The sequence below is a fragment of the Duganella caerulea genome (assembly GCF_040362985.1).
Lineage (GTDB): Bacteria > Pseudomonadota > Gammaproteobacteria > Burkholderiales > Burkholderiaceae_D > Rugamonas > Rugamonas vulcania.
In genome coordinates, this window is record NZ_BPWJ01000004.1 from 45,485 (window position 1) to 65,639 (window position 20,155).

General features: G+C 64.7%; 16 protein-coding genes. 7 read left to right on the forward strand and 9 right to left on the reverse strand.

The window, feature by feature from the left end; all coding sequences use genetic code 11:
* Positions 1-3: 3 nt before the first annotated feature.
* Positions 4-636, forward strand: a complete 633-nt coding sequence (locus ACUJB0_RS13025; RefSeq protein WP_444845595.1) for an ABC transporter ATP-binding protein — start codon at positions 4-6, stop codon at positions 634-636.
* Complete coding sequence (locus tag ACUJB0_RS13030) at positions 633-1,442, forward strand: ABC transporter permease (protein ID WP_444845596.1); 810 nt, start codon at positions 633-635, stop codon at positions 1,440-1,442. The genes ACUJB0_RS13025 and ACUJB0_RS13030 overlap by 4 nt, the downstream gene beginning before the upstream one ends.
* On the opposite strand, the gene ACUJB0_RS13035 is transcribed toward ACUJB0_RS13030, so the two are convergent.
* From ACUJB0_RS13035 to cqsA, 6 genes are all read right to left on the reverse strand, one after another.
* A complete protein-coding gene (locus ACUJB0_RS13035) occupies positions 1,439-2,587 on the reverse strand; it encodes an MFS transporter (RefSeq protein ID WP_444845597.1) in 1,149 nt (382 codons plus the stop codon). The two genes, ACUJB0_RS13030 and ACUJB0_RS13035, sit on opposite strands and share 4 nt — an antisense overlap.
* A gap of 14 nt (positions 2,588-2,601) precedes the next feature.
* Entirely contained in the window at positions 2,602-3,378 is a 777-nt protein-coding gene (locus tag ACUJB0_RS13040; RefSeq protein WP_444845598.1) for a DeoR/GlpR family DNA-binding transcription regulator, read from the reverse strand.
* 67 nt (positions 3,379-3,445) lie between these two features.
* Complete coding sequence (locus tag ACUJB0_RS13045; protein WP_444845599.1) at positions 3,446-5,404, reverse strand: acyl CoA:acetate/3-ketoacid CoA transferase; 1,959 nt, start codon at positions 5,402-5,404, stop codon at positions 3,446-3,448.
* 14 nt (positions 5,405-5,418) lie between these two features.
* Positions 5,419-6,732: a DNA recombination protein RmuC gene (locus ACUJB0_RS13050; protein WP_444845600.1), complete on the reverse strand. Its 1,314-nt coding sequence runs from the start codon at positions 6,730-6,732 to the stop codon at positions 5,419-5,421.
* A 15-nt stretch (positions 6,733-6,747) separates the two neighbouring features.
* Positions 6,748-7,146, reverse strand: a complete 399-nt coding sequence (locus ACUJB0_RS13055) for a group II truncated hemoglobin (protein ID WP_117011672.1) — start codon at positions 7,144-7,146, stop codon at positions 6,748-6,750.
* Between the two features lie 28 nt (positions 7,147-7,174).
* On the reverse strand, positions 7,175-8,368 hold the full coding sequence (gene cqsA, locus ACUJB0_RS13060) for an alpha-hydroxyketone-type quorum-sensing autoinducer synthase (protein ID WP_444845601.1): 1,194 nt from the start codon (positions 8,366-8,368) through the stop codon (positions 7,175-7,177).
* Positions 8,369-8,604: 236 nt separating this feature from the next.
* Between cqsA and ACUJB0_RS13065 the strand changes: the two genes are divergently transcribed.
* Both ACUJB0_RS13065 and ACUJB0_RS13070 read left to right on the forward strand, forming a co-directional pair.
* Positions 8,605-9,885: a sensor histidine kinase gene (locus ACUJB0_RS13065; RefSeq protein ID WP_444845602.1), complete on the forward strand. Its 1,281-nt coding sequence runs from the start codon at positions 8,605-8,607 to the stop codon at positions 9,883-9,885.
* 3 nt (positions 9,886-9,888) lie between these two features.
* On the forward strand, positions 9,889-10,899 hold the full coding sequence (locus ACUJB0_RS13070; protein ID WP_444845603.1) for a response regulator: 1,011 nt from the start codon (positions 9,889-9,891) through the stop codon (positions 10,897-10,899).
* On the opposite strand, the gene ACUJB0_RS13075 is transcribed toward ACUJB0_RS13070, so the two are convergent.
* From ACUJB0_RS13075 to ACUJB0_RS13085, 3 genes are all read right to left on the reverse strand, one after another.
* Positions 10,896-13,433, reverse strand: a complete 2,538-nt coding sequence (locus tag ACUJB0_RS13075; protein WP_444845604.1) for an ABC transporter permease — start codon at positions 13,431-13,433, stop codon at positions 10,896-10,898. The genes ACUJB0_RS13070 and ACUJB0_RS13075 overlap by 4 nt on opposite strands.
* A 9-nt stretch (positions 13,434-13,442) precedes the next feature.
* Complete coding sequence (locus tag ACUJB0_RS13080) at positions 13,443-14,450, reverse strand: adenosine deaminase (RefSeq protein WP_444845605.1); 1,008 nt, start codon at positions 14,448-14,450, stop codon at positions 13,443-13,445.
* Between the two features lie 190 nt (positions 14,451-14,640).
* Positions 14,641-14,940, reverse strand: a complete 300-nt coding sequence (locus ACUJB0_RS13085) for a hypothetical protein (protein WP_444845606.1) — start codon at positions 14,938-14,940, stop codon at positions 14,641-14,643.
* A 4-nt stretch (positions 14,941-14,944) separates the two neighbouring features.
* On the opposite strand from ACUJB0_RS13085, the gene ACUJB0_RS13090 reads away from it, so the two are divergent.
* The 3 genes from ACUJB0_RS13090 to ACUJB0_RS13100 all read left to right on the forward strand — a co-directional run bounded on the left by ACUJB0_RS13090 (position 14,945) and on the right by ACUJB0_RS13100 (position 19,757).
* The gene (locus ACUJB0_RS13090; RefSeq protein ID WP_161082808.1) at positions 14,945-16,867 is read left to right on the forward strand and encodes a PrkA family serine protein kinase; all 1,923 of its coding nucleotides are present in this window, start codon (positions 14,945-14,947) and stop codon (positions 16,865-16,867) included.
* 71 nt (positions 16,868-16,938) lie between these two features.
* Positions 16,939-18,207 (forward strand): YeaH/YhbH family protein, encoded by a 1,269-nt coding sequence (locus tag ACUJB0_RS13095; protein WP_444845607.1) that lies wholly within the window; start codon positions 16,939-16,941, stop codon positions 18,205-18,207.
* A gap of 11 nt (positions 18,208-18,218) precedes the next feature.
* Complete coding sequence (locus ACUJB0_RS13100) at positions 18,219-19,757, forward strand: SpoVR family protein (protein ID WP_444845608.1); 1,539 nt, start codon at positions 18,219-18,221, stop codon at positions 19,755-19,757.
* Positions 19,758-20,155: the final 398 nt, after the last annotated feature.

A 20,155-nucleotide genomic window follows, 5' to 3' on the forward strand; every position in this document is an offset into this window, starting at 1 on the left:
CCGATGCTCCAACCCAGCGTGAACCCGCGCCTGCGCATCCGCAACCTGCAATCGCCGCTGGCCGGCCCGTTCTCCTTCGATCTCGAAGCGGGCCAATGCCTGACCATCTCCGGCCCGTCCGGCGCCGGCAAAAGCCTGCTGCTGCGGATGCTGTGCGACCTCGATCCCAACACCGGCGAGGCGCTGCTGAACGGCCAGCCGCGCGCCGGCATGAGCGCTCCCGCATGGCGCGCCGCCGTGGTCTATCAGCCGGCCGAACCGGCATGGTGGCTGCCGACCGCCGGCCAGCATTTCAAGCCCGAACAGATGGAACGCGTGCGCGAGCTGCTGCCGCAACTGAACCTGTCGCCGGCGCTGCTGGAGAGCGACATCGGCCGCCTCTCCACCGGCGAGCGCCAGCGCATGGCGTTGATACGTTCGCTGGCCTGCAAGCCGCAGGTGCTGCTGCTCGACGAACCCACCGCCGCGCTGGACCCGGCCGCCGTCGCCGCCACCGAGCAGCTGCTGCAAAAGGAACTCGCGGCGGGACTATCCATCGTGCTGGTCACGCACTCCGAATCGCAGGCGCAAACGCTGGGCCACCGCGCCATGACGATGCGCGACCGCCGCCTCGCCGACAACGGAGCCACACCATGAGCAGCGGCATGACGCCGATCCAGCCGGGCGCCGTCGACCTGGCGATCGCCTCCTCGCTGGTGCTGCTCAATGCCGGCATCTCGGCGTATCTGGGCCTCCGCATGCAGCGCAAGATGTTGTGGTCCGCCACGCGCATGGTGGTGCAGCTGCTGCTGGTCGGACTGGTGCTGCGCTGGGTGTTCGCGCTGGCCTCCCCCGCCGCCACACTGGCCGTGGCGCTGCTGATGATCGTGGCCGCCGCGCGCGAGGTGGCGATGCGGCCCGCGCACGGCTTGCGCGGCTGGCCCGGCGTGTGGCTATCCACGGCCAGCGTCGGCCTGTCCAGCATCGCCACCGTGGTGCTGGCGCTGCTGACGGTGCTGCATCCCACGCCATGGTACGAGCCGCAGTACGCGGTCCCGCTGATCGGCATCGTGCTGGGCAACGTGCTCAATTCCGCCAGCCTGGGACTGGACACCTTCTACGGCGGCGTGGTCAACTCGCGCAACGCCATCGAAGCGCAACTGGTGCTGGGCGCCACCCGCAACGAGGCGCTGGCGCCGCTGATACGCGAATCGGTGCGCAAGGGACTGATCCCGTTGATCAACCAGATGTCGGCCGCCGGCATCATCACCCTGCCCGGCATCATGACCGGCCAGATCCTCGCCGGCATGGACCCGATGGACGCGGTGCGCTACCAGATCCTGTTGATGTTCCTGCTGGCCGGCGGCAGCGGCATATCGGTCACGCTGGCGGTCTACCTGGCGGCGCGCAGTGTCACCGACGAGCGCCACCGCCTGCGGCTCGAACGCCTCAGCAGCCGCTAGCCAGAGCTGCGCGAAGAAGCCACACCCATGCCCGCGCTGGCCGCAACCAGCAGCATGCCGCAGGCGAGTCCCGCGAACGCCAGCTGCAACCCGAACGCGTGTGCGACGAAACCTATCAGTCCCGGCCCGGCCAGTATGCCAGCATAGCCAATGGTGGTGATGGCGCTGATCGCCAGGCTGGCCGGCATGTCCTTCTGGTTGCCGGCGGCGCTGAACAACACCGGCACGATGTTCGACGCGCCGGTGCCGATCAGCGCGAAGCCGGCCAGCGCGATCCACGGCGACGGCGCCAACACCACACTCAGGAATCCCAGCGCCGCGCACAAGCCGCCCAACAGCAGCAAGCGCCCGCCGCCCCAGCGATGCACCAGCTTATCGCCATTGAGCCGCCCCACCGTCATCGCCACCGCGAAGGCCGCGTAACCAAGGCCACCCTGCCCCGCCGTGAAGCCGCCGCCGCTGGTGAGGAAGACAGCGCTCCAGTCCAGCACCGCACCTTCGGCCAGGAACACCAGCGAGCATAAGGCGCCGATCAATACCACCGCGCCGCGCGGCACGACGAACAACGGTGCGTCGCGCTCCGACGGTACCGGATCGCGCAACAGGTGCGGACCAGCGAAGGCCACCACCAGCGCGACGACCACCGCCAGCACCAGCGACGCGGCGACCAGGTCCAGCCCCGCCCACAGCATCAGCGTCATGCCGCCGGCGCCGACGATGCCGCCCACGCTGAACAAGCCATGAAAGCCCGACATCAGCGCGCCGCCGTATTCCTTCTCGACGATCACGGCCTGGATATTCATCGCCACATCCAGCGTGCCTATCGCCGCGCCGAACAGGAACAACACCAACGCCAGCGACCACGCCGACGGCGCGATGGCCAGCAAGGGGAACACAAGGCAGCATCCGAAGCCTGATGCCAGGATGATGCGACGGCAGCCGAAACGCGCGGCCATCACACCGGTTACCGGCATCGCCAGCAGCGAGCCTATGCCCAGGCATAGCAGTAGCAGGCCAAGCTGGCCAGGCTCCACGCCGGTGCGCGCCTGCGCGAACGGCACCAGCGGCGCCCAGGCGGACATCGCCATGCCGGCGGCCAGGAAGGCCAGGCGGGTTGAAACGCGTCGTTGCAGTCCAGTGGTCATCGGGGCGGCTCTCATTATTCGGCGCGCAGCAGGCGGGCGCCGGCTGCGGAATAGGCATCCATCAATCGCGCGTCGGTATCCTGCTCGACCACCAGATGCGTCAACTGGGCGATCGGCAGCACCAGAAAGGACGCGACCGTGCCCAGTTTCGCGGCGGTGGCGACGACGGCGGTGGCCTTGCTGTGCGCAGCCAGGCGGCGCTTGAATTCGGCCTCCTCGAAATCGACGGCGGTGATGCCGGCCTGCGGATCGACGCCGCAGGCGCCGACGAAATACAGGTCGGGCCGTAGCAGCTCCACCTCGCGCAGCGCGGTCGCGCCCACGCTGCCGCCCAGGCCCTGCTTGATGCGCCCACCGATCATGATCAGTTCCACGTGAGGCTTGTCCAGCAGCCGCGCCGCGATGGACGGCGCGTTGGTCAGCACCGTCAGCGGCGCGTTCGGCAAGGCCTCGGCGATGGCCAGGTTGCTGGAGCCGGCATCGAGGAAGATCACACTGCCCTGCTTCACCAGCGTGGCGGCGGCCGTGGCCAGGCGCGATTTGCCGGACTGCTCGCGGCCAAGGCGCTGGGTCAGCGTTCCGCTTTCCGGCGCGGCGGCGATGCGCACCGCGCCGCCATACACCTTCTGGCACAAACCGGCGGCGGCCAGGTCGCGCAGGTCGCGCCGTATCGTGTCTTCGGTGACGTTCAGGTCCAGCGCCAGCGTGGAAGCAATCACGCGGCCGTCGGCCTGCAATTGCTTCAATATCAGGTCGTGGCGCTCTTGCAGCAGTAGGTTTTCACGTTTCATGCGCAAAAGTGTACATGTGAGCGCGCCAAATATAAACAAACACGCACAAACAAGTACAAATACGCAGTCAAGGCTCCTGCAAACGCAGCAGCGCCTCGGCGGAGTTGGCGAACAACGCTGCGTCCTTCTCGATACGGCGGAAGGCGCGTCCCAGGCTGGCGCGCATGAAGGTGCTGTGCGCGTAGCGCGTCACCTTGCTGTAGTAGCGCTCCGCCAGCTGGTTCACCGACTCCACGTATTGGTCCATCAGCTCCGGCGTGATCGAGAAGTTGTCGTAGTTGATCACCGCCGGCACCTTGCGGCCCAGCGGCGCCAGGCGCTCCGCCACCAGCGCGCAAATCTCGGCGATGGTCTCGGTGTCGCTCACTTCGAAGCCTTCGAAGTTGACGAAGAAAAGCTCCTGCTGCGCGTCGTACACCAGCCGCTGCTCCAGCGGCAGCGCCAGAAAATCGGTGCGCCAGTTCATCGGCAGCGGCGCGAAGATGCGCGCGTCCATCACCTTCAGCTGCGCGCTGATGAGCGGCTTGAAATCCATGTGCGCCAAGATGTCGCGCTCCACGTCGACGCCGGGCGCGATCTCGATCAGCTCCAGCGCCGACATGCCGCCGTCCAGCACCAGCCGCATCACGCAGCGCTCCGTGATGAACAACGCCTCCTGCCCGCGCCGCGCCGCATACTCGCCGCTGTAGGTGCGGTGCTCCACCTCGTCGACGAACTTGTGCGTGGCGCCCTTGTCAGCGGTGAAGGTGCCGACAAAAACCACCTTGCGCGCGTTCTGGCTGATGTTGATGAAGCCTCCCGCGCCGGCCAGCTTGCTGCCGAATTTGCTGACGTTCAGATTGCCGTGGCGGTCGGCCTGCGCCAATCCGAGCACCGCCACATCCAGCCCGCCGCCGTCGTAGAAGTCGAACTGGTAGGGCTGGTCGATGACCGCGTCGGCATTGGTGGCCGCGCCGAAGTTCAAGCCGCCGGCCGGCATGCCGCCGATCACGCCCGGTTCCGCCGTCAGCGTCACCAGGTCGAGCAGCTTCTCCTCCGCCGCCACAGCCGCCACGCCTTCCGGCATGCCGATGCCGAGGTTGACCACATTGTTCGGCCGCAGCTCCATCAGCGCGCGGCGGGCGATGATCTTCCGCTCCGTCAAAGGCATAGGCGCCACCGCCGACAAGGGCACGCGCAGCTCGCCCGAGTAGGCGGGGTTATATGGCTCGGCGAAAGTCTGCATGTGGTACTCGGGCTTTTCCGCCACTACTACGCAGTCGACCAGGATGCCGGGAATCTTGACCTGGCGCGGATGCAGCGTGCCGCGCTCCGCGATGCGCTCGACCTGCACGATGACGATGCCGCCCGAATTATGCGCAGCCATCGCGATCGCCAGCGCCTCCAGCGTCAGCGCCTCGCGCTCCATGGTGATGTTGCCAACGGCGTCCGCCGTGGTGCCGCGGATGATCCCGACGTGCACCGGCTGCGATTTGTAGAACAGATATTCCTTGCCGCCCAGCGTGAGCAGCTCCACCAGCTCCTCGGTGGTGCGGGCGTTGATCTTGCCGCCGCCGTGGCGCGGATCGACGAAAGTGCCCAGGCCCACGTGCGTGAGCAGGCCAGGCTTGCCGGCGGCGGTGTCGCGGAACAATTGGCTGATCACGCCCTGCGGCAGGTTGTAGGCTTCGATCTTGCCGCTCATGGCCAGCTGCTGCAGCTTGGGCACAAGACTCCAATGGCCGCCTATCACGCGCTTGAGCAGGCCCTCGTGGCCGAAGTGATTCAGGCCGCGCTCCTTGCCGTCGCCCTGGCCGGCGGCGTAGACCAGCGTCAGGTCGCGCGGATGGCCGCCGCTGTCGGCCGACAGGAAGCGCCGCTCCAGCGCCACCGCGATATTCTCCGCGAAGCCGACGCCGACAAAGCCGCCAGTGGCGATGGTGTCGCCGTCGCGTATCAGGCCGACCGCATCGGCCGCGCTGACGATCTTGTTACGCTGGACGGCTGGTTTGCCGATCGTGGAAAAATCGAGAGTGCGACCATGCATGGCGGGCTCCGTTTCTAATCTATGTCGAGATCATTCTTGTCGATTTCAGGTCCCAGCAGCAGCTGCGCCGCCTCGCTCGGCAGCGCCTCCACCGTCTTCAGCTTGCGCGCCATCTGGCGGCTGCGCGTCTCGGCCGATTCGATATTCTTGGCGGCCCGCTCCAGCGCCAGCTTGGTGGCCGACAGCACGTCGCCGAACTTGCCGAACTCCGTCTTCACCGCGCCCAGCACCTGCCACACCTCCGACGAACGCTTCTCCAGCGCCAGCGTGCGGAAGCCCATCTGCAGGCTGTTGAGCAGCGCCGACAAGGTCGACGGCCCGGCGATGCTGATGCGGTTCACGCGCTGCAGCTCGTCGGCCAGGCCGGGACGGCGCATCACTTCCGCGTACAGGCCCTCGGTCGGCAGGAACAGGATGGCGAAATCGGTGGTGTGCGGCGGCGACACGTACTTCTCCGAAATCGTCTTGGCCTCGCCGCGCACCGCGCGTTCCAGCTCTCGGCCGGCCAGTGCCACACCTTCCGCGTCGGCGCGGTCGGCGGCGTCCAGCAGGCGCTCGTACTGCTCCTTCGGGAACTTGGCGTCGATCGGCATCCACACCGGCGCCCCGCCCTCCACCTGGCCCGGCAGCTTGAGCGCGAACTCCACCCGCGCGCCGCTGCCGGCGATGGTCTCGACGTTCTTCGCGTATTGATCTGGCGTGAGCACCTGCTCCAGCAGCATCTCCAGCTGCACCTCGCCCCACGTGCCGCGCGTCTTCACATTGGTCAGCACCCGTTTCAGGTCGCCCACGCCCAGCGCCAGCTGCTGCATCTCGCCCAGGCCCTGGTGCACTCGCTCCAGCCGCTCGGACACCTGCTGGAACGATGCGCTCAGGCGCGCCTCCAGCGTCGCGTGCAGTTTCTCGTCGACGGTCTTGCGCATCTCTTCCAGCCGCGCGCCGTTGTCCGCCTGCAGATCCTTGATCTTGGCCTCCAGCGTGGCGCGCACCTCCTGCATGCGCGCGGCGTTCGACTCGGTCAGCCGCGCCAGGTTCTGGTTCATGCTGTCGGCGAACAGCTTCAGGCTGCGGCCCTGCTCATCGCGGCCGACCAGCCCCTGCGCCTCCAACTGGCGGCGCATGGCCTCAAATTGCTGGACGCTGGCCGCGTGCGTGGCCTGCGCCGTGGTCTGCAACTGCATGCGCACCTCGCGCTCGACGCGCTCGATGCGTTCGGCCAGGCCATCGCCGCCGCCGGCCGCGCCGCGCGCGCGCAGCAGCGACAACGCCTGCAGGATCAGAACAGCCGCGATCGCGGCCAGCAATACATAGAATTCGGTCTGGGTCATGGCGTCAATCGGGCTTCAATCGGGCTTATTACGCATCCAGTCGGCGGTTTGATAGAAGGACTCCATCAACCGCAAACGCAGTGCCTCGTCGATGCCGACGTCCTCCATCGCCCACGCCATCGCGCGCAGCCACTGGTCGCGCTCCTGGGTGCCGATGGCGAACGGCATGTGCCGCATGCGCAGGCGCGGATGGCCGTGCGCTTCGATGTACAGGTCCGGCCCGCCCATCCAGCCGCTCAGGAACATGAACAGCCGTTCGCGCGCGTTGTCCAGTGTGGGCGGATGGGCGGCGCGCAGCAGCGCGAACTCCGGCTCCAGTTCCATCAGGTCATAAAAACGGTCGACCATCTCGCGCACGCGCGATTCGCCGCCGATTACTTCATAAAGAGTTCGGGATTCAGTCATACCCTCCATGATAGCGCACCGGCGGCGAAACGCGGCCTCACACCAGGGCAAGCCGGCGCAGGCGCCGCGTCGAGGACCAGTTCTCCAGGTCGGCCTCGGCGCGGACGTCGTCGCAGGCCTGGATGATGCGCGACAGCTGCGCCGCATCCAGCCCAGAATTGAGCGTCAGCCGCACCAGCGAGCGGTTTTTCGGCGTGGCCGGCGCGCAGAACATGGCGCCGTAGATGCCGTGCCGCTCCAGCAGCTTGCGCAGCGCCAGCGTCTTGGGTTCGGGACCGGGCTCCAGCGCGATGATCTGCTCGCTGCCGTCGCTGACGTTGTAGCCCAGCGCGGTCAACTCCTCGCGCACTTCCAGCGCGTTGGCGCGCAGCGCGGCGCGGCGGTCGTCGGCGGCCGCGACGAAGTCGATGGCGGCGTCGAACCACGCCAGCTCGTGGCCCAGCAGGCAGGAGCTGAAGATGGCCGGACGCGACTCCGACAGGAAGTAGCCCTTGAACTTGCTGGAACAGGTGATAAAGCCCGCGCGCCCGGCGAACGCCTTGGCCAGCGAGGCGGTGCGGAAGTGCACTCGTTCGCACAAGCCCAGCTCCGCCACCAGGCCGGCGCCGCGCGGGCCGTGCGTACCCAGCGAATGCGATTCGTCGACGATCAGCAGGCAGCCATGGCGCTCGGCGATCTCCACCAGCTCGAGCAGCGGCGCCACGCTGCCGTTGGTGCTGTACAGCGCGTCCACCACGATCAGGCCGCGCCCGTGGCGGGCCAGTTGCTTCAGCAGGTGCTCCATGTCGTTGTGCAGGAAGGGTACCGGCGCCGCCCCGGCCGACTGCACGCCCTCCCACAGCGAGGCATGGGCCTGCATGTCCAGGTAGACCGGGATGCCGGGCGCGGCCAGCGTCTGCACCAGGCCGACATTGGCCGCCCAGCCGGACTGCGCCAGGATGCCGTCCTGCGCCCCCATCAGGCTGGCGAACTTGCGCTCCAGCCGGTGCTGGGGGCTGCCCTCCTGCAGGTACACGGCCGACATCAGCAGCTCGCCCTGGCTGCGGGCCAGCGCCGCCATTTGCGCCCCCATCAGCGCCGGCTCGCCGGCCAGGCACAGGTAGTCGTTCCCCGCCAGAAATACCGCCCCGGCCGGCGTCGGCTGCCAGGCGTGCGGATGTTCCCCTCCCAACAGCTGCTCGATGCGGGTGATGTAGTGCTCATCCATGCGCCGGGTTACGAAATCTGGCATCTGCTGTTCAGCCGGGATGGCAAAACCAGCGGTACGGATATGATCTTGAGCAATCGCGTTGGACATGTTCAGGTTCCTTTCGTCGTTTTGGAAATGGTTGTTTTTTTTGAGTCCGACTCCAACCTTGAGGCCAAAAAAACAAGCGGGGATTGATACTGATCAATTAATGTTTTGATACGCAGAAGTGCGTTGCAAATTCAGGCGATCATGGGACCTTGATAAATGTCAATTTCGCCATGACGCAATCCCTGCAAGAACGCTGGAAACGCTGGCAGCACGGTTTGGTCCAGTCGCTGCTGCATTACCATGGCCGCGAGGATCATGCGACCGTGCGCGTTTTGCTGCTCGCGAGCATCGGCACGGTAGGCATGCCGCTGTACTACGTGATCTGGCAAAGCTTCTTCCCGCAGGAATACGAATCGCTGTCGCTGCGCCTGCTGGGCATCCTGCTGTGCGCGCTGGGCCTGTTCGCCCGCCAGTTCAACCGCCGCATGTTGCACCTGTACCTGCTGGTCACGCTCAGCTACATCTTCCCGTTCTTCTTCACCTTCATGTTCCTGATGAACCACGCCTCGGGCGTATGGAGCGAGTCGCTGCTGGTCGGGTTGGTGGTGCTGTTCCACTTCGACACCGGCCTGGCGCTGACGGCCTACCTGACCGGCACCACCGTGGCCTGCGTGGCGGCCGTCATGCTGGGCGAAGGCGAGACGCTGCTGAGCGGCCAGGTGCTGCAACAGTTGCCGATCCACCTGTTCACCATCGCGGCGCTGTCGGTGGCCAAGATCAGCCGCCAGGTGCTGGCGCAGGAAAAGCTGGCCGGGCTGGGCGCCGGCCTGGCCACCGTCGCGCACGAGCTGCGCACGCCGCTCACCAGCGTCGACGCCAATGTGCGCGGCCTGCTGCGCGTGTACGCCGAGGCCGGCAACCGCACGCAGGAGGACCGGCTCGGCGCCATCGACGCGCTGGCGCGCATCCAGTTCGAGGTGCGCCACATGAACCACATGATCGACCTGTTCCTGCTCAGCGCCACGGCGGTGCGGCAGAACCTGCGGCCGGTCGAAAAGGTGACGATGGAAGGCGTGGTGGAGGCGGCGCTCAAGCGCTACCCCTTCCCCAACGCCACCCAGCAGAAACTGGTGACGCTGGAAGTGCGCCGCAACTTCATCTTCGCCGGCCAGACCGAGTTGTCGGTGGTGATCCTGCTTAACCTGCTGCGCAACGCGCTCAAGGCCGTGCAGCGCGCCGGCAAGGGGCGCGTGCGCATCGTGGTCGATGGCGCGCACTCGCCGCCGCGGCTACTGTTCATCGACACCGCCTGCGGCATCCCGGCACAGCAGATGCCGATGATTTTCCGGCGCTTCTACTCGCATCCTCCGCACAACGGCGCCGGCATCGGCCTGGCCTTGTGCGAGGAGATCATGCACGCGTGGAACGCCACCATCCATTGCGTATCGCGCGAGGGCGCCTACGCCATTTTTGTCCTTGAATTTCCCCAGCAGCAGTCCATCCCGAGGTGACCCATGCATTTGCCTGTCTATTCCCATCCCACCCTGACCGTCCTGGTCGACGACAGCGACTCGTTCCTGCGCAGCCTGTCGTTCCAGCTCGACCCCATGCTGGCCAGCCAGACCTTCCACGACACCACCACCGCGCTGCAATGGCTGCGCAGGGAACCGCAATCGGGCTGCGTTCCGCTGCACGTCAACTTCGACATGCACAACCTGCCGGCCGACCAATGCAACGTGGCGCTGGACCTCGATCGCATCTACCGCATCGGCCAGCAGCGCCACCGCTTCGAGACGCCGTCGGTGCTGGTGGTCGACTACTCGATGCCGCAGATGAACGGACTGCAGTTCTGCGAAGCGGTCGCGCACCTGCCGTGCAAGAAGATCCTGTTCACCGGCGCGGCCGACGAGAAGATCGCCGTCAGCGCCTTCAACCGCGGCCTGATCGACCGCTACATCAAGAAGAGCGACGACCACGCGCTCGACCTGCTGGAAATCGAGATCGCCTCGCTGCAGCGCGACTACTTCGACGCCCAGTCCGAAACGCTGCGCGAGCTGGTGCTGCTGCATAACTACCACTTCCTGGGCGATCCGGCGCTGGCGCGGCTGGTGCGGGAGCTGAGCGCCAGCATGGGTTTCGTCGAGCACTACATCTTCCCGAATCCGACCGGCATCCTGTTCCTCGACAAATACGGCAAGGCCAGCCTGATGATGATAGAAACCGAACAGGGGATGTACGCGCAGTACGAAATCGCGCGCGACAGCGACGCGCCGCCGTCGTTGCTGGACGCCTTGCTGGAGCGGCGCGTGCTGCCGTTCTTCTCCGATCCGGACGGCGACGGCATGTACTCGCGCCGGGTGGGCGACAACTGGCACCGCTATTGCGCCGCGCCGCGCGTGTGCCAGGGCCGCGAGACCTACTACTGGGCGCTGTTCGACCTGCCGCCGCACTACTTCGACAAGCAGCCCTATTCCTACGCCGACTTCCTCAGGGAGCGCGCGGCGCTGGAGACCATCGCGGCCTAGGCTTCGCGCAGGGTCTGCAAGGGCGGCTGGCGCAGCACATTGCGCAGGCCCAGCCAGCCGCCGGCGATGGCGCACAGCGCGCCCGCCACCAGGCCGACCAGCCACACGGCGAGACTGAAGCTCCAGGCGAACTTGAACTGGTAGGTGGCCAGCGCCCAGCCCATGGCCGCCGCGCCGGTCGCCGCCAGCACGCCGGACAAGGCGCCCACCAGCGAGAACTCGATCAGCTGCGCCTGCGACAACTGGCGGCGGGTCGCGCCCAGCGCGCGCAACAGGCCCGATTCGCGGGTGCGCTCGTCCTGCGATCCCATCAGCGCCGCGTACAGCACCAGCACGCCGGAGGCCAGCGTGAACACGAACAGGAATTCGACCGCCGTCACCACCTGGTCCAGCACCGCCTGCACCTGCCGCAGCAGGCCACCGACGTCGACGATGGTCAGGTTGGGATAATCGCGCGTGAGGGCGTTCATCAGCGCGCCCTGTCCTTGCGGCAGGTGGAAGGCGGTGATCCAGCTCTGCGACACCTCGGTCATCGCCGCCGGGTTGATGATGACGAAGAAGTTGACCCGCATCGAGCCCCATTCCAGCTTGCGCAGGCTGGTGATGGTGGCGTCCACCGGCGTGCCCGCGATGTCGAAGCGCAGCTTGTCGCCCAGCTTCCACTTCAGCGTCTTGGCGATGCCCTCCTCCACCGAGGCTTCCGGCGCGCCCGGCTTGTCGGCGAACCACTGGCCGGCGCTGATCTTGTTCTCGGCCTGCATCCGCGCCATCGTCGACAGGTTGAATTCGCGGTCGGCCAGGCCCTTGGCGCGGTCGTCGGTGTAGGTCTCGGCGGTGACCGGCTTGCCGTTCACCGCGGTCAGGCGTCCCCGTATCATCGGGTACTGCGGCGCATAGCTCACGCCCGCCGCCTGCAGGCGCTTGCCGATATCGGCCGCCTGCTCCGGCTGGATGTTGATGATGAAGCGGTTCGGCGCGTCCGGCGGCGTGGCGTTGCGCCAGGCCGTCATCAGGTCGCCGCGCACCACGGTCAGCACCAGCAGCGCCATCATGCCCAGCGCCAGCGAGACGATCTGCACCACGGTCGCGCCGGGACGCCGCTGCAGCGAGGTGATGGCGAAGCGCCAGCTCTGATGATCGATCACGCGCCGCAGCGGCTTGAGCGCAGCCAGCGCGCCCCAGCCCACCAGGCCGAACACGGCGAAGGCGCCGAGGAAGCCGAGCGCCGTGTACAGCGCCAGCTGCACGTCGCCCGCCTGCCATAACAGCAGCACGACGAAGCCGGCCAGGCCCAGGCCGTAGGTGGCCAGCGCCGCCACTTGCGGCAGCTCCTGCTCGCGGCGGATCACGCGGTTGTGCGGCACCTTGCGCAGTTGGAGGATAGGCGGCAGCGCGAACGCGGCCAACAACAGCATGCCCGTGGCCACACCCTGCAGCGCCGGGTAGATGGTCGGCGCCGGCAGGTTGGCCGAGACCAGCTTGCCCAGCACCTCCAGCAGCACGTAGTGGCCGCCGAAGCCCACCGCCACGCCCATCAGGCTGCCGGCCAGGCCGACCATCAAGAATTCGATCAGGTACATCAGCGTGACTTCGTTCTGCGTCAGGCCCAGGCAGCGCAGCATGGCGCAGGCGTCCAGGTGGCGCTGCATGAAGCGGCGCGCGGCCATCGCCACGGCAACCGCCGCCAACATCGCCGACAGCAGGCCGACCAGCGACAGGAAGCGGTCGGCGCGGTCCAGCGTGGCGCGCATCTCGGGCCGGCCGTTTTCCAGCGACTCGACACGCACGCCCTTGATATTGTTTTGCTTGATCCGCGCCTGCAGCCATTGCTCGTAGGCGCTGGCCACGGCCGCGCCGTTTTGCAGCGACGCCGGCGCCGCCACCAGCAGGCGGTAGGACACGCGCGAGCCAGGCTGGATCAGGTTGGTGGCGGCCAGGTCGTCCAGCGCGAACATCACGCGCGGCGCGAAGGCCAGGAAGTTGGCGCCGCGGTCAGGCTCGGAGGCGATCAGCTGCGCCACGGTGAAGGTCTTGTCGCCCAGCTTGATCGTGCCGCCGATCGTGGTCTTCAGGCCTCCCAGCAGGCCGGCGTCCAGCCATACGGTGCCTGGCGCGGGCACGCCGTTGGCCGGCGCGCCGTAGCTTTGCTCGGCCTGTTCGGGATCGGTGGTGATCTTCAGCTGGCCACGCAGCGGGTAGCCGGGGCCGACCGCCTTCAACGCCGCCAGCAGCGAATTCGATTGCTCGCCCTCGCCCGCCTGCGCCATGCTGGGGAAGCTGATGGTGTCGGTCATCAGCAGGCCGCGCCGGGCGGCCTCCGCGCGCCAGGCCGGGTTGACCGGCAGGTCGGCGTTGATGACGACGTCGGCGCCCAGCAGCTGGTGGGCGTCGCGATCGAGGCCGCTGCGCAGGCGGTCGATGAAGAAGCCGGTGGCGGACAAGGCGGCCACCGCCACCGTCAGCGCGATCAATAAAAAACGCAACTGGCCGGCGCGCCAGTCGCGCGCCGTCATCTTCAAGGCGAGTTTGAGCATGGAGGTTTTCTAGAGTGTTGCGAAGTACGCGTCGACTTCATCGAGGAACTTCTGCTTCTGCTCCGCCGGCAGGAAAGCCGCCGAGAAGCTGTTGCGCGCCAGGCGCTGCGCGTGCGACAGCCCCAATGGCAAGGCCTCGAAGGTGGCGACGAAATTGGCGTTCATGTAGCCGCCGAAGTAGGCCGGGTCGTCCGAGTTCACGGTGGCGACGATGCCCGCGTCCAGCAGCTGCAGCAGGTTGTGCTGCTCCATGCGATCGAACACGCACAGCTTGACGTTCGACAGCGGACACACCGTCAGCGCGATCCGCTCGCGCGCCAGGCGCTGCGTCAGCGCCGCGTCCTCCAGGCAGCGCACGCCGTGGTCGATGCGCTCGACCTTGAGCACATCGAGCGCGGTTTCGATATACGCCGGCGGGCCTTCCTCGCCCGCGTGCGCCACCAGGTGGAAGCCCAGCTCGCGGCACTTGGCGAACACGCGCGCGAACTTCTCCGGCGGATTGCCGACCTCCGACGAATCGAGCCCGATGCCCATGTACTTGTCGCGGTAAGGCAGCGCCTCCTCCAGCGTGGCGAAGGCGTCCTCCTCCGACAGGTGGCGCAGGAAGCTGAGGATCAGCGTGGCGCTGACCGGACTGTCCTGGCAGGCGCGGTGGATGCCGTCGATCACGGTCTTGATCGGCACGCCGCGCGCGGTGTGCGTCTGCGGATCGAAGAAGATTTCGGTGTGGCGCACATTGTCTTCCTCGGCACGCTTGAGGTAGGCGGCGGTCATGTCGTAGAAGTCCTGCTCCTGCAACAGCACGCTCGCGCCGGCGTAGTAGATGTCGAGGAAGGACTGCAGGTCGGTGAACGCATACGCGGCGCGCAGCTCCTCCACCGAGCCGTAGGCCAGCTTGACGTTGTTGCGCTGGGCCAGCGCGAAAATCAGTTCCGGCTCAAGCGAGCCTTCGATGTGGATGTGCAGTTCGGCTTTCGGCATTTGCTGCACCACGGTGCGCAATTGTTCGTTCAACATTATTCTTTTTCCTCTGACGGTAAGCTGGATCAACGCATCTTAGCGCATGCCGCGAGAGTGCGACAGCGACCGCCAAGTTGCGGCAGAATTTATCTGTTTGAGGTGCGATCAGCACGGCGCGTGCAAGCGTGATACTGTGGCATAAACGTGGGTAAAAAAAAGCGCGAAAATCCATAAAAAGTACACAAAATTATCCAAAAATAATCTTAATAATCAATGATTTACGAAAGAGTATTAACGATATTACGACATATCTTTTGACTTCCGGCACCAATAGCGCAATAATCAATTTCATAGACGTAAGATGCGTTACGGCCAACACATAAAAGCCGCCAACCGGCGATGAAGCCAGCTCACCGGCGCGGGCAATCCGCGCCACCAAAAAGAAGCTGGCCATAAGAAAAATAAAACGAAAGGGTATGCACGAACCAGGGCCAGGGCAGTCGAACTGCCGGTGACCCGTGACACGCAGGTTTACATTAAAGGACATCCAAATGACCATTTTTGACAACTACGCCGCACGGTACGAACGGACCAAAGAAGAAGAGATGTCCATGAAGGAATATCTCGAACTTTGCAAAAAAGATCGACTCACCTACGCCAGCGCGCCGGAGCGCATGCTGGCCGCCATCGGCGAACCGACGTTGGTCGATACCCGCAACGACACCCGGCTGTCTCGCATCTTCGCGAACAAGGTCATCAAGATATATCCGGCGTTCCGCGAGTTCTACGGCACCGAGGAAGTGATCGAGCAAGTGGTGTCCTACTTCCGCCACGCCGCGCAGGGACTGGAGGAACGCAAGCAGATCCTGTATCTGCTCGGTCCCGTCGGCGGCGGTAAATCGTCGATCGCCGAGAAGCTCAAGTCGCTGATGGAGCACGTGCCCTTCTACTGCCTGAAAGGCTCGCCGGTGAACGAATCGCCGCTCGGCCTGTTCAACGAGGAAGAGGACGGCGTGATCCTGGAAGAGGACTACGGCATCCCGCGCCGCTACCTGCGCAACATTCCGAGTCCGTGGGCCGTCAAGCGCCTGCACGAATTCAACGGCGACATCAACCAGTTCCGCGTGGTCAAGCGCTACCCTTCGGTGCTCAAGCAGGTCGCCATCTCCAAGACCGAGCCGGGCGACGAGAACAACCAGGACATCTCCTCGCTGGTCGGCAAGGTCGACATCCGCAAGCTGGAAGATTATTCGCAGGACGATCCCGATGCCTACAGCTACTCGGGCGGCCTGTGCCTGGCCAACCAGGGCCTGATGGAATTCGTCGAGATGTTCAAGGCGCCGATCAAGGTGCTGCACCCGCTGCTGACCGCCACGCAGGAAGGCAACTACAAAGGCACCGAGGGCTTCGGCGCGATCCCGTTCGACGGCATCATCCTGGCACACTCGAACGAGTCGGAATGGAAGACCTTCAAGAACAACCGCAACAACGAGGCTTTCCTTGACCGTATCTACATCGTCAAAGTGCCGTACTGCCTGCGCGTGACCGACGAGATCAAGATCTACGACAAGCTGATCGCCAACTCCTCGCTGTACCAGGCGCCGTGCGCGCCCGGCACCCTGCGCATGATGGCGCAGTTCGCCATCCTGTCGCGCCTGAAGGATCCGGAGAACTCCAGCATCTTCAGCAAGATGCTGGTGTACGACGGCGAGAACCTCAAGGACACCGACCCCAAAGCCAAGTCCATGCACGAGTACGTCGACTACGCCGGCGTCGACGAGGGCATGAACGGCCTGTCCACCCGCTTCGCGTTCAAGATCCTGTCCAAGGTCTTCAACTTCGACAACACCGAAGTGGCGGCCAATCCGGTGCACCTGCTGTACGTGCTGGAGCAGCAGGTCGAGCGCGAGCAGTTCCCGCCCGAGACCGAGCAGAAGTACTTCTCGTACATCAAGGAGCACCTGGCGCAGAAATACGTGGAGTTCATCGGCAAGGAAATCCAGACCGCCTACCTGGAATCGTATTCCGAATACGGCCAGAACATCTTCGACCGTTACGTGACCTTCGCCGACTTCTGGATCCAGGATCAGGAATACCGCGATCCCGACACCGGCGAGAGCTTCGACCGCGAATCGCTGAACAACGAGCTGGAGAAGATCGAGAAGCCGGCAGGGATTTCCAATCCCAAGGACTTCCGCAACGAGATCGTCAACTTCGGCCTGCGCGCGCGCGCCAACAACGGCGGCAAGAATCCGGCCTGGACCAGCTACGAGAAGTTCCGCACCGTGATCGAGAAGAAGATGTTCTCGAACACCGAGGAACTGCTGCCGGTGATTTCGTTCAACGCCAAGGCCAGCGCCGAAGACGCCAACAAGCACGCCGACTTCGTCGCCCGCATGGTGGAGAAAGGCTATACCGCCAAGCAGGTACGGTTGCTGTGCGAATGGTATTTGCGAGTGAGGAAGTCGTCTTAAGTAGCATTGCGCGCCGCCCCGCATGAGGCGGTGGCGGCGCGGCGCCGACCAATAGCAGCAGGAGGCATCTTTTGACTTACCTCATCGACCGACGTTTGCAGGGCAAGAACAAGTCTGCGGTCAACCGCGAGCGCTTCTTGCGGCGCTACAAGGCCCAGATCAAGGACGCGGTGGGACGTGCCATCAAGGGCCGCTCCATCACCGACATTGAAAACGGCGAAAAAGTCTCCATCCCGGTCAAGGACGTGGGCGAGCCCTCGTTCGGCCACGCCCATGGCGGCGTGTGGGAAACCATCAACCCCGGCAACCAGGAATACCTCAAGGGCGACCTGATCAACCGGCCCAAGGGCGGCGCCGGCGCCGGCCGCGGCAAGGCCGGCAACAGCGACCAGCTGACCGAGGACGATTTCATCTTCGAGCTGTCGCGCGAAGAATTCATGAACTACTTCTTCGAAGACCTGGAATTGCCCAACCTGGTCAAGACGCAGCTGACCGCCACCACCGAATTCAAGAACCAGCGCGCCGGCTACAATATGTCGGGCACGCCGTCCAACATCCACGTGCTGCGTTCGCTGCGCGGCGCGCTGGGACGGCGCATCGCGGTCGGCGGCAGTTCGCGCAAGCGCGTGATCGAGGCCGAGCGCGAGCTGGAGGAGCTGCTGCTGGAAGGCGAACCGCTGGACGCGCCGCGCGTGGTGGAGCTGAAAAAGCTGATCCACCATCTGCACACGCGGCTGCTGGCGATTCCCTTCATCGACCCGTTCGACCTACGCTACAGCAACCGCGTCAAGGTGCCCAAGCCGATGACGCAGGCGGTGATGTTCTGCATCATGGACGTCTCCGGCTCGATGGATGAAACCCGCAAGGACACCGCCAAGCGCTTCTTCATCCTGCTGTACCTGTTCCTCAAGCGCGCCTACGACAAGATCGACGTGGTCTTCATCCGCCACCACACGGCCGCGGCCGAGGTGAACGAGGAAGAATTCTTCCACTCGCGCGAGTCGGGCGGCACGGTGGTGTCGTCGGCGCTGCACCTGCTCGACAAGATCATCGAGGAGCGTTACGGCGGCGGCAGCTGGAACAGCTACGTGGCCCAGGCCTCCGACGGCGACAACTGGGACAACGATTCCGTGCTGTGCCGCCAGCTGCTGGTCAACACCATCATGCCCAAGGTGCAGTACTACACCTATGTCGAGATCACCGATGGTCCGCCGCAGAACCTGTGGGAGCAGTACTCGCAGATTCCCGACCACCATCCGCATTTCGCCATGCAGAAAATAGTCACGCCGGCCGATATCTACCCGGTGTTCCGTGAACTGTTCAAGAAACAGCCGAAATAGGCAGCCCCGCCATGAACGACATGACACCCAAGCCGCGCCATCCGCGCGCCCTGCCCGAGCAGTCGGAATGGACGTTCGAACTGATCGAGCAGGCCCACCAGGAAATCCGCCGCGTCGCCGAAGGCTTCGGGCTGGACACCTATCCCAACCAGCTGGAGATCATCACCGCCGAGCAGATGATGGACGCCTACACCTCGGTCGGCATGCCGGTGTCGTACAACCACTGGTCGTTCGGCAAGCACTTCCTGTCGACCGAGAAGGGTTACAAGCGCGGGCAGATGGGCTTGGCCTACGAGATCGTCATCAACTCCAATCCCTGCATCGCCTACCTGATGGAGGAGAACAGCCTGACCATGCAGGCGCTGGTGATCGCGCACGCGGCCTACGGCCACAACTCCTTCTTCAAGGGGAACTACCTGTTCCGCACCTGGACCGACGCCGACGCGATCGTCGACTACATGGTGTTCGCCAAGAACTACATCGCCGAGTGCGAGCAGCGCCACGGCATCGACGCGGTCGAGCTGCTGCTCGACTCCTGCCACGCGATCCAGAACTACGGCGTCGACCGCTACAAGCGGCCGGCCAAGCTGTCGATGGCGCAGGAGCGCGCGCGCCAGAAGGAGCGCGAAGCCTACGCGCAGTCGCAGATCAACGAGCTGTGGCGCACCCTGCCCCGGCGCGAGGAAGAGGAGGAGGAAAAGGCCACGCCGCGCTTCCCGCCCGAGCCCGAGGAAAACCTGCTGTACTTCATCGAGAAGTACGCGCCGCTGCTGGAACCGTGGCAGCGCGAGATGGTGCGCATCGTGCGCAAGATTTCGCAGTACTTCTACCCGCAGCGCCAGACCCAGGTGATGAACGAGGGCTGGGCCACCTTCTGGCACTACACCATCCTCAACCAGTTGTACGACGAGGGCGTGGTGGGCGACGGCTTCATGATGGAGTTCCTGAAGAGCCATACCAACGTGGTCTACCAGCCGCCGGTCAACAGCCCCTACTACAGCGGCATCAACCCGTACGCGCTGGGCTTCGCCATGATGACCGACATCCGCCGCATCTGCGAGCACCCGACCGCCGAGGACCGCGAATGGTTCCCGGACATCGCCGGCAGCGACTGGCGCAAGACGCTCGATTTCGCCATGCGCAATTTCAAGGACGAGAGCTTCATCGCCCAGTACCTGTCGCCCAAGCTGATCCGCGATTTTCATTTCTTTGCCGTACTGGACGACGACAACAACGAAAAACTGGCAATCTCCGCCATACACGACGACCTGGGCTACCGCTACGTCCGCCAGCAGCTGGCCGAGCAGTACAACCTGGGCAACCGTGAGCCGAACATCCAGGTGTGGTCGGTCAACACGCGGGACGACCGCGCGCTGACGCTGCGCCATACGCAGTTCCAGCGGCGGCCGCTGAACCAGCAGGCCGGCGAGGTGCTCAAGCACGTGGCGCGGCTATGGGGATTCGACGTGCACCTGGAAACCGTGTCGCCCAGCGGCGAGGTCGTCAGCTCGCTGGAGGTCAAACGGGAGAAACGCGCCCGGGGAAGCTGAGCAACATATATATAGGGCTTTGCAGCGGTCGGGCATGGCTCTTGCAAGGGAGGAATCGGGGTCAGAGAGGTCGCTCTGGCCCCGGTTTTTTTTAGCAAAGGCATGGTGCAGTGCAAAAGTCAATAATTTTTTACGATAATTTGTACGGCCTTGCCCGCAAGAATTTCAACAAAGAAACATTTGCGACCAAATTATCAATTGTTCGTAGTAAAATTACGTGCATAATATTCCGTTTTTGGGCTTAAGGGAAAACTAAGTAATGTCGTGGTGCGTCTCGCCCCAAAATTGCCCCGGAGAGTCTTGCATATTGAGCTAGAACGGTGCAAAGAGAGCGCTATCACATAGGAAAACCCTATGAAATTTAACCGGTTTTAGGGATGAAAATTCTATGTAAAATC

Bases quoted from the DNA above. Each gene is read 5' to 3' on its own strand.
- ACUJB0_RS13025 (WP_444845595.1), top strand. From the start codon at position 4: ATGCTCCAACCCAGCGTGAACCCGCGCCTGCGCATCCGCAACCTGCAA.
- ACUJB0_RS13030 (WP_444845596.1), top strand. From the start codon at position 633: ATGAGCAGCGGCATGACGCCGATCCAGCCGGGCGCCGTCGACCTGGCG.
- ACUJB0_RS13035 (WP_444845597.1), bottom strand. From the start codon at position 2,587: ATGACCACTGGACTGCAACGACGCGTTTCAACCCGCCTGGCCTTCCTG.
- ACUJB0_RS13040 (WP_444845598.1), bottom strand. From the start codon at position 3,378: ATGAAACGTGAAAACCTACTGCTGCAAGAGCGCCACGACCTGATATTG.
- ACUJB0_RS13045 (WP_444845599.1), bottom strand. From the start codon at position 5,404: ATGCATGGTCGCACTCTCGATTTTTCCACGATCGGCAAACCAGCCGTC.
- ACUJB0_RS13050 (WP_444845600.1), bottom strand. From the start codon at position 6,732: ATGACCCAGACCGAATTCTATGTATTGCTGGCCGCGATCGCGGCTGTT.
- ACUJB0_RS13055 (WP_117011672.1), bottom strand. From the start codon at position 7,146: ATGGAGGGTATGACTGAATCCCGAACTCTTTATGAAGTAATCGGCGGC.
- cqsA (WP_444845601.1), bottom strand. From the start codon at position 8,368: ATGCCAGATTTCGTAACCCGGCGCATGGATGAGCACTACATCACCCGC.
- ACUJB0_RS13065 (WP_444845602.1), top strand. From the start codon at position 8,605: ATGACGCAATCCCTGCAAGAACGCTGGAAACGCTGGCAGCACGGTTTG.
- ACUJB0_RS13070 (WP_444845603.1), top strand. From the start codon at position 9,889: ATGCATTTGCCTGTCTATTCCCATCCCACCCTGACCGTCCTGGTCGAC.
- ACUJB0_RS13075 (WP_444845604.1), bottom strand. From the start codon at position 13,433: ATGCTCAAACTCGCCTTGAAGATGACGGCGCGCGACTGGCGCGCCGGC.
- ACUJB0_RS13080 (WP_444845605.1), bottom strand. From the start codon at position 14,450: ATGTTGAACGAACAATTGCGCACCGTGGTGCAGCAAATGCCGAAAGCC.
- ACUJB0_RS13085 (WP_444845606.1), bottom strand. From the start codon at position 14,940: ATGTCCTTTAATGTAAACCTGCGTGTCACGGGTCACCGGCAGTTCGAC.
- ACUJB0_RS13090 (WP_161082808.1), top strand. From the start codon at position 14,945: ATGACCATTTTTGACAACTACGCCGCACGGTACGAACGGACCAAAGAA.
- ACUJB0_RS13100 (WP_444845608.1), top strand. From the start codon at position 18,219: ATGAACGACATGACACCCAAGCCGCGCCATCCGCGCGCCCTGCCCGAG.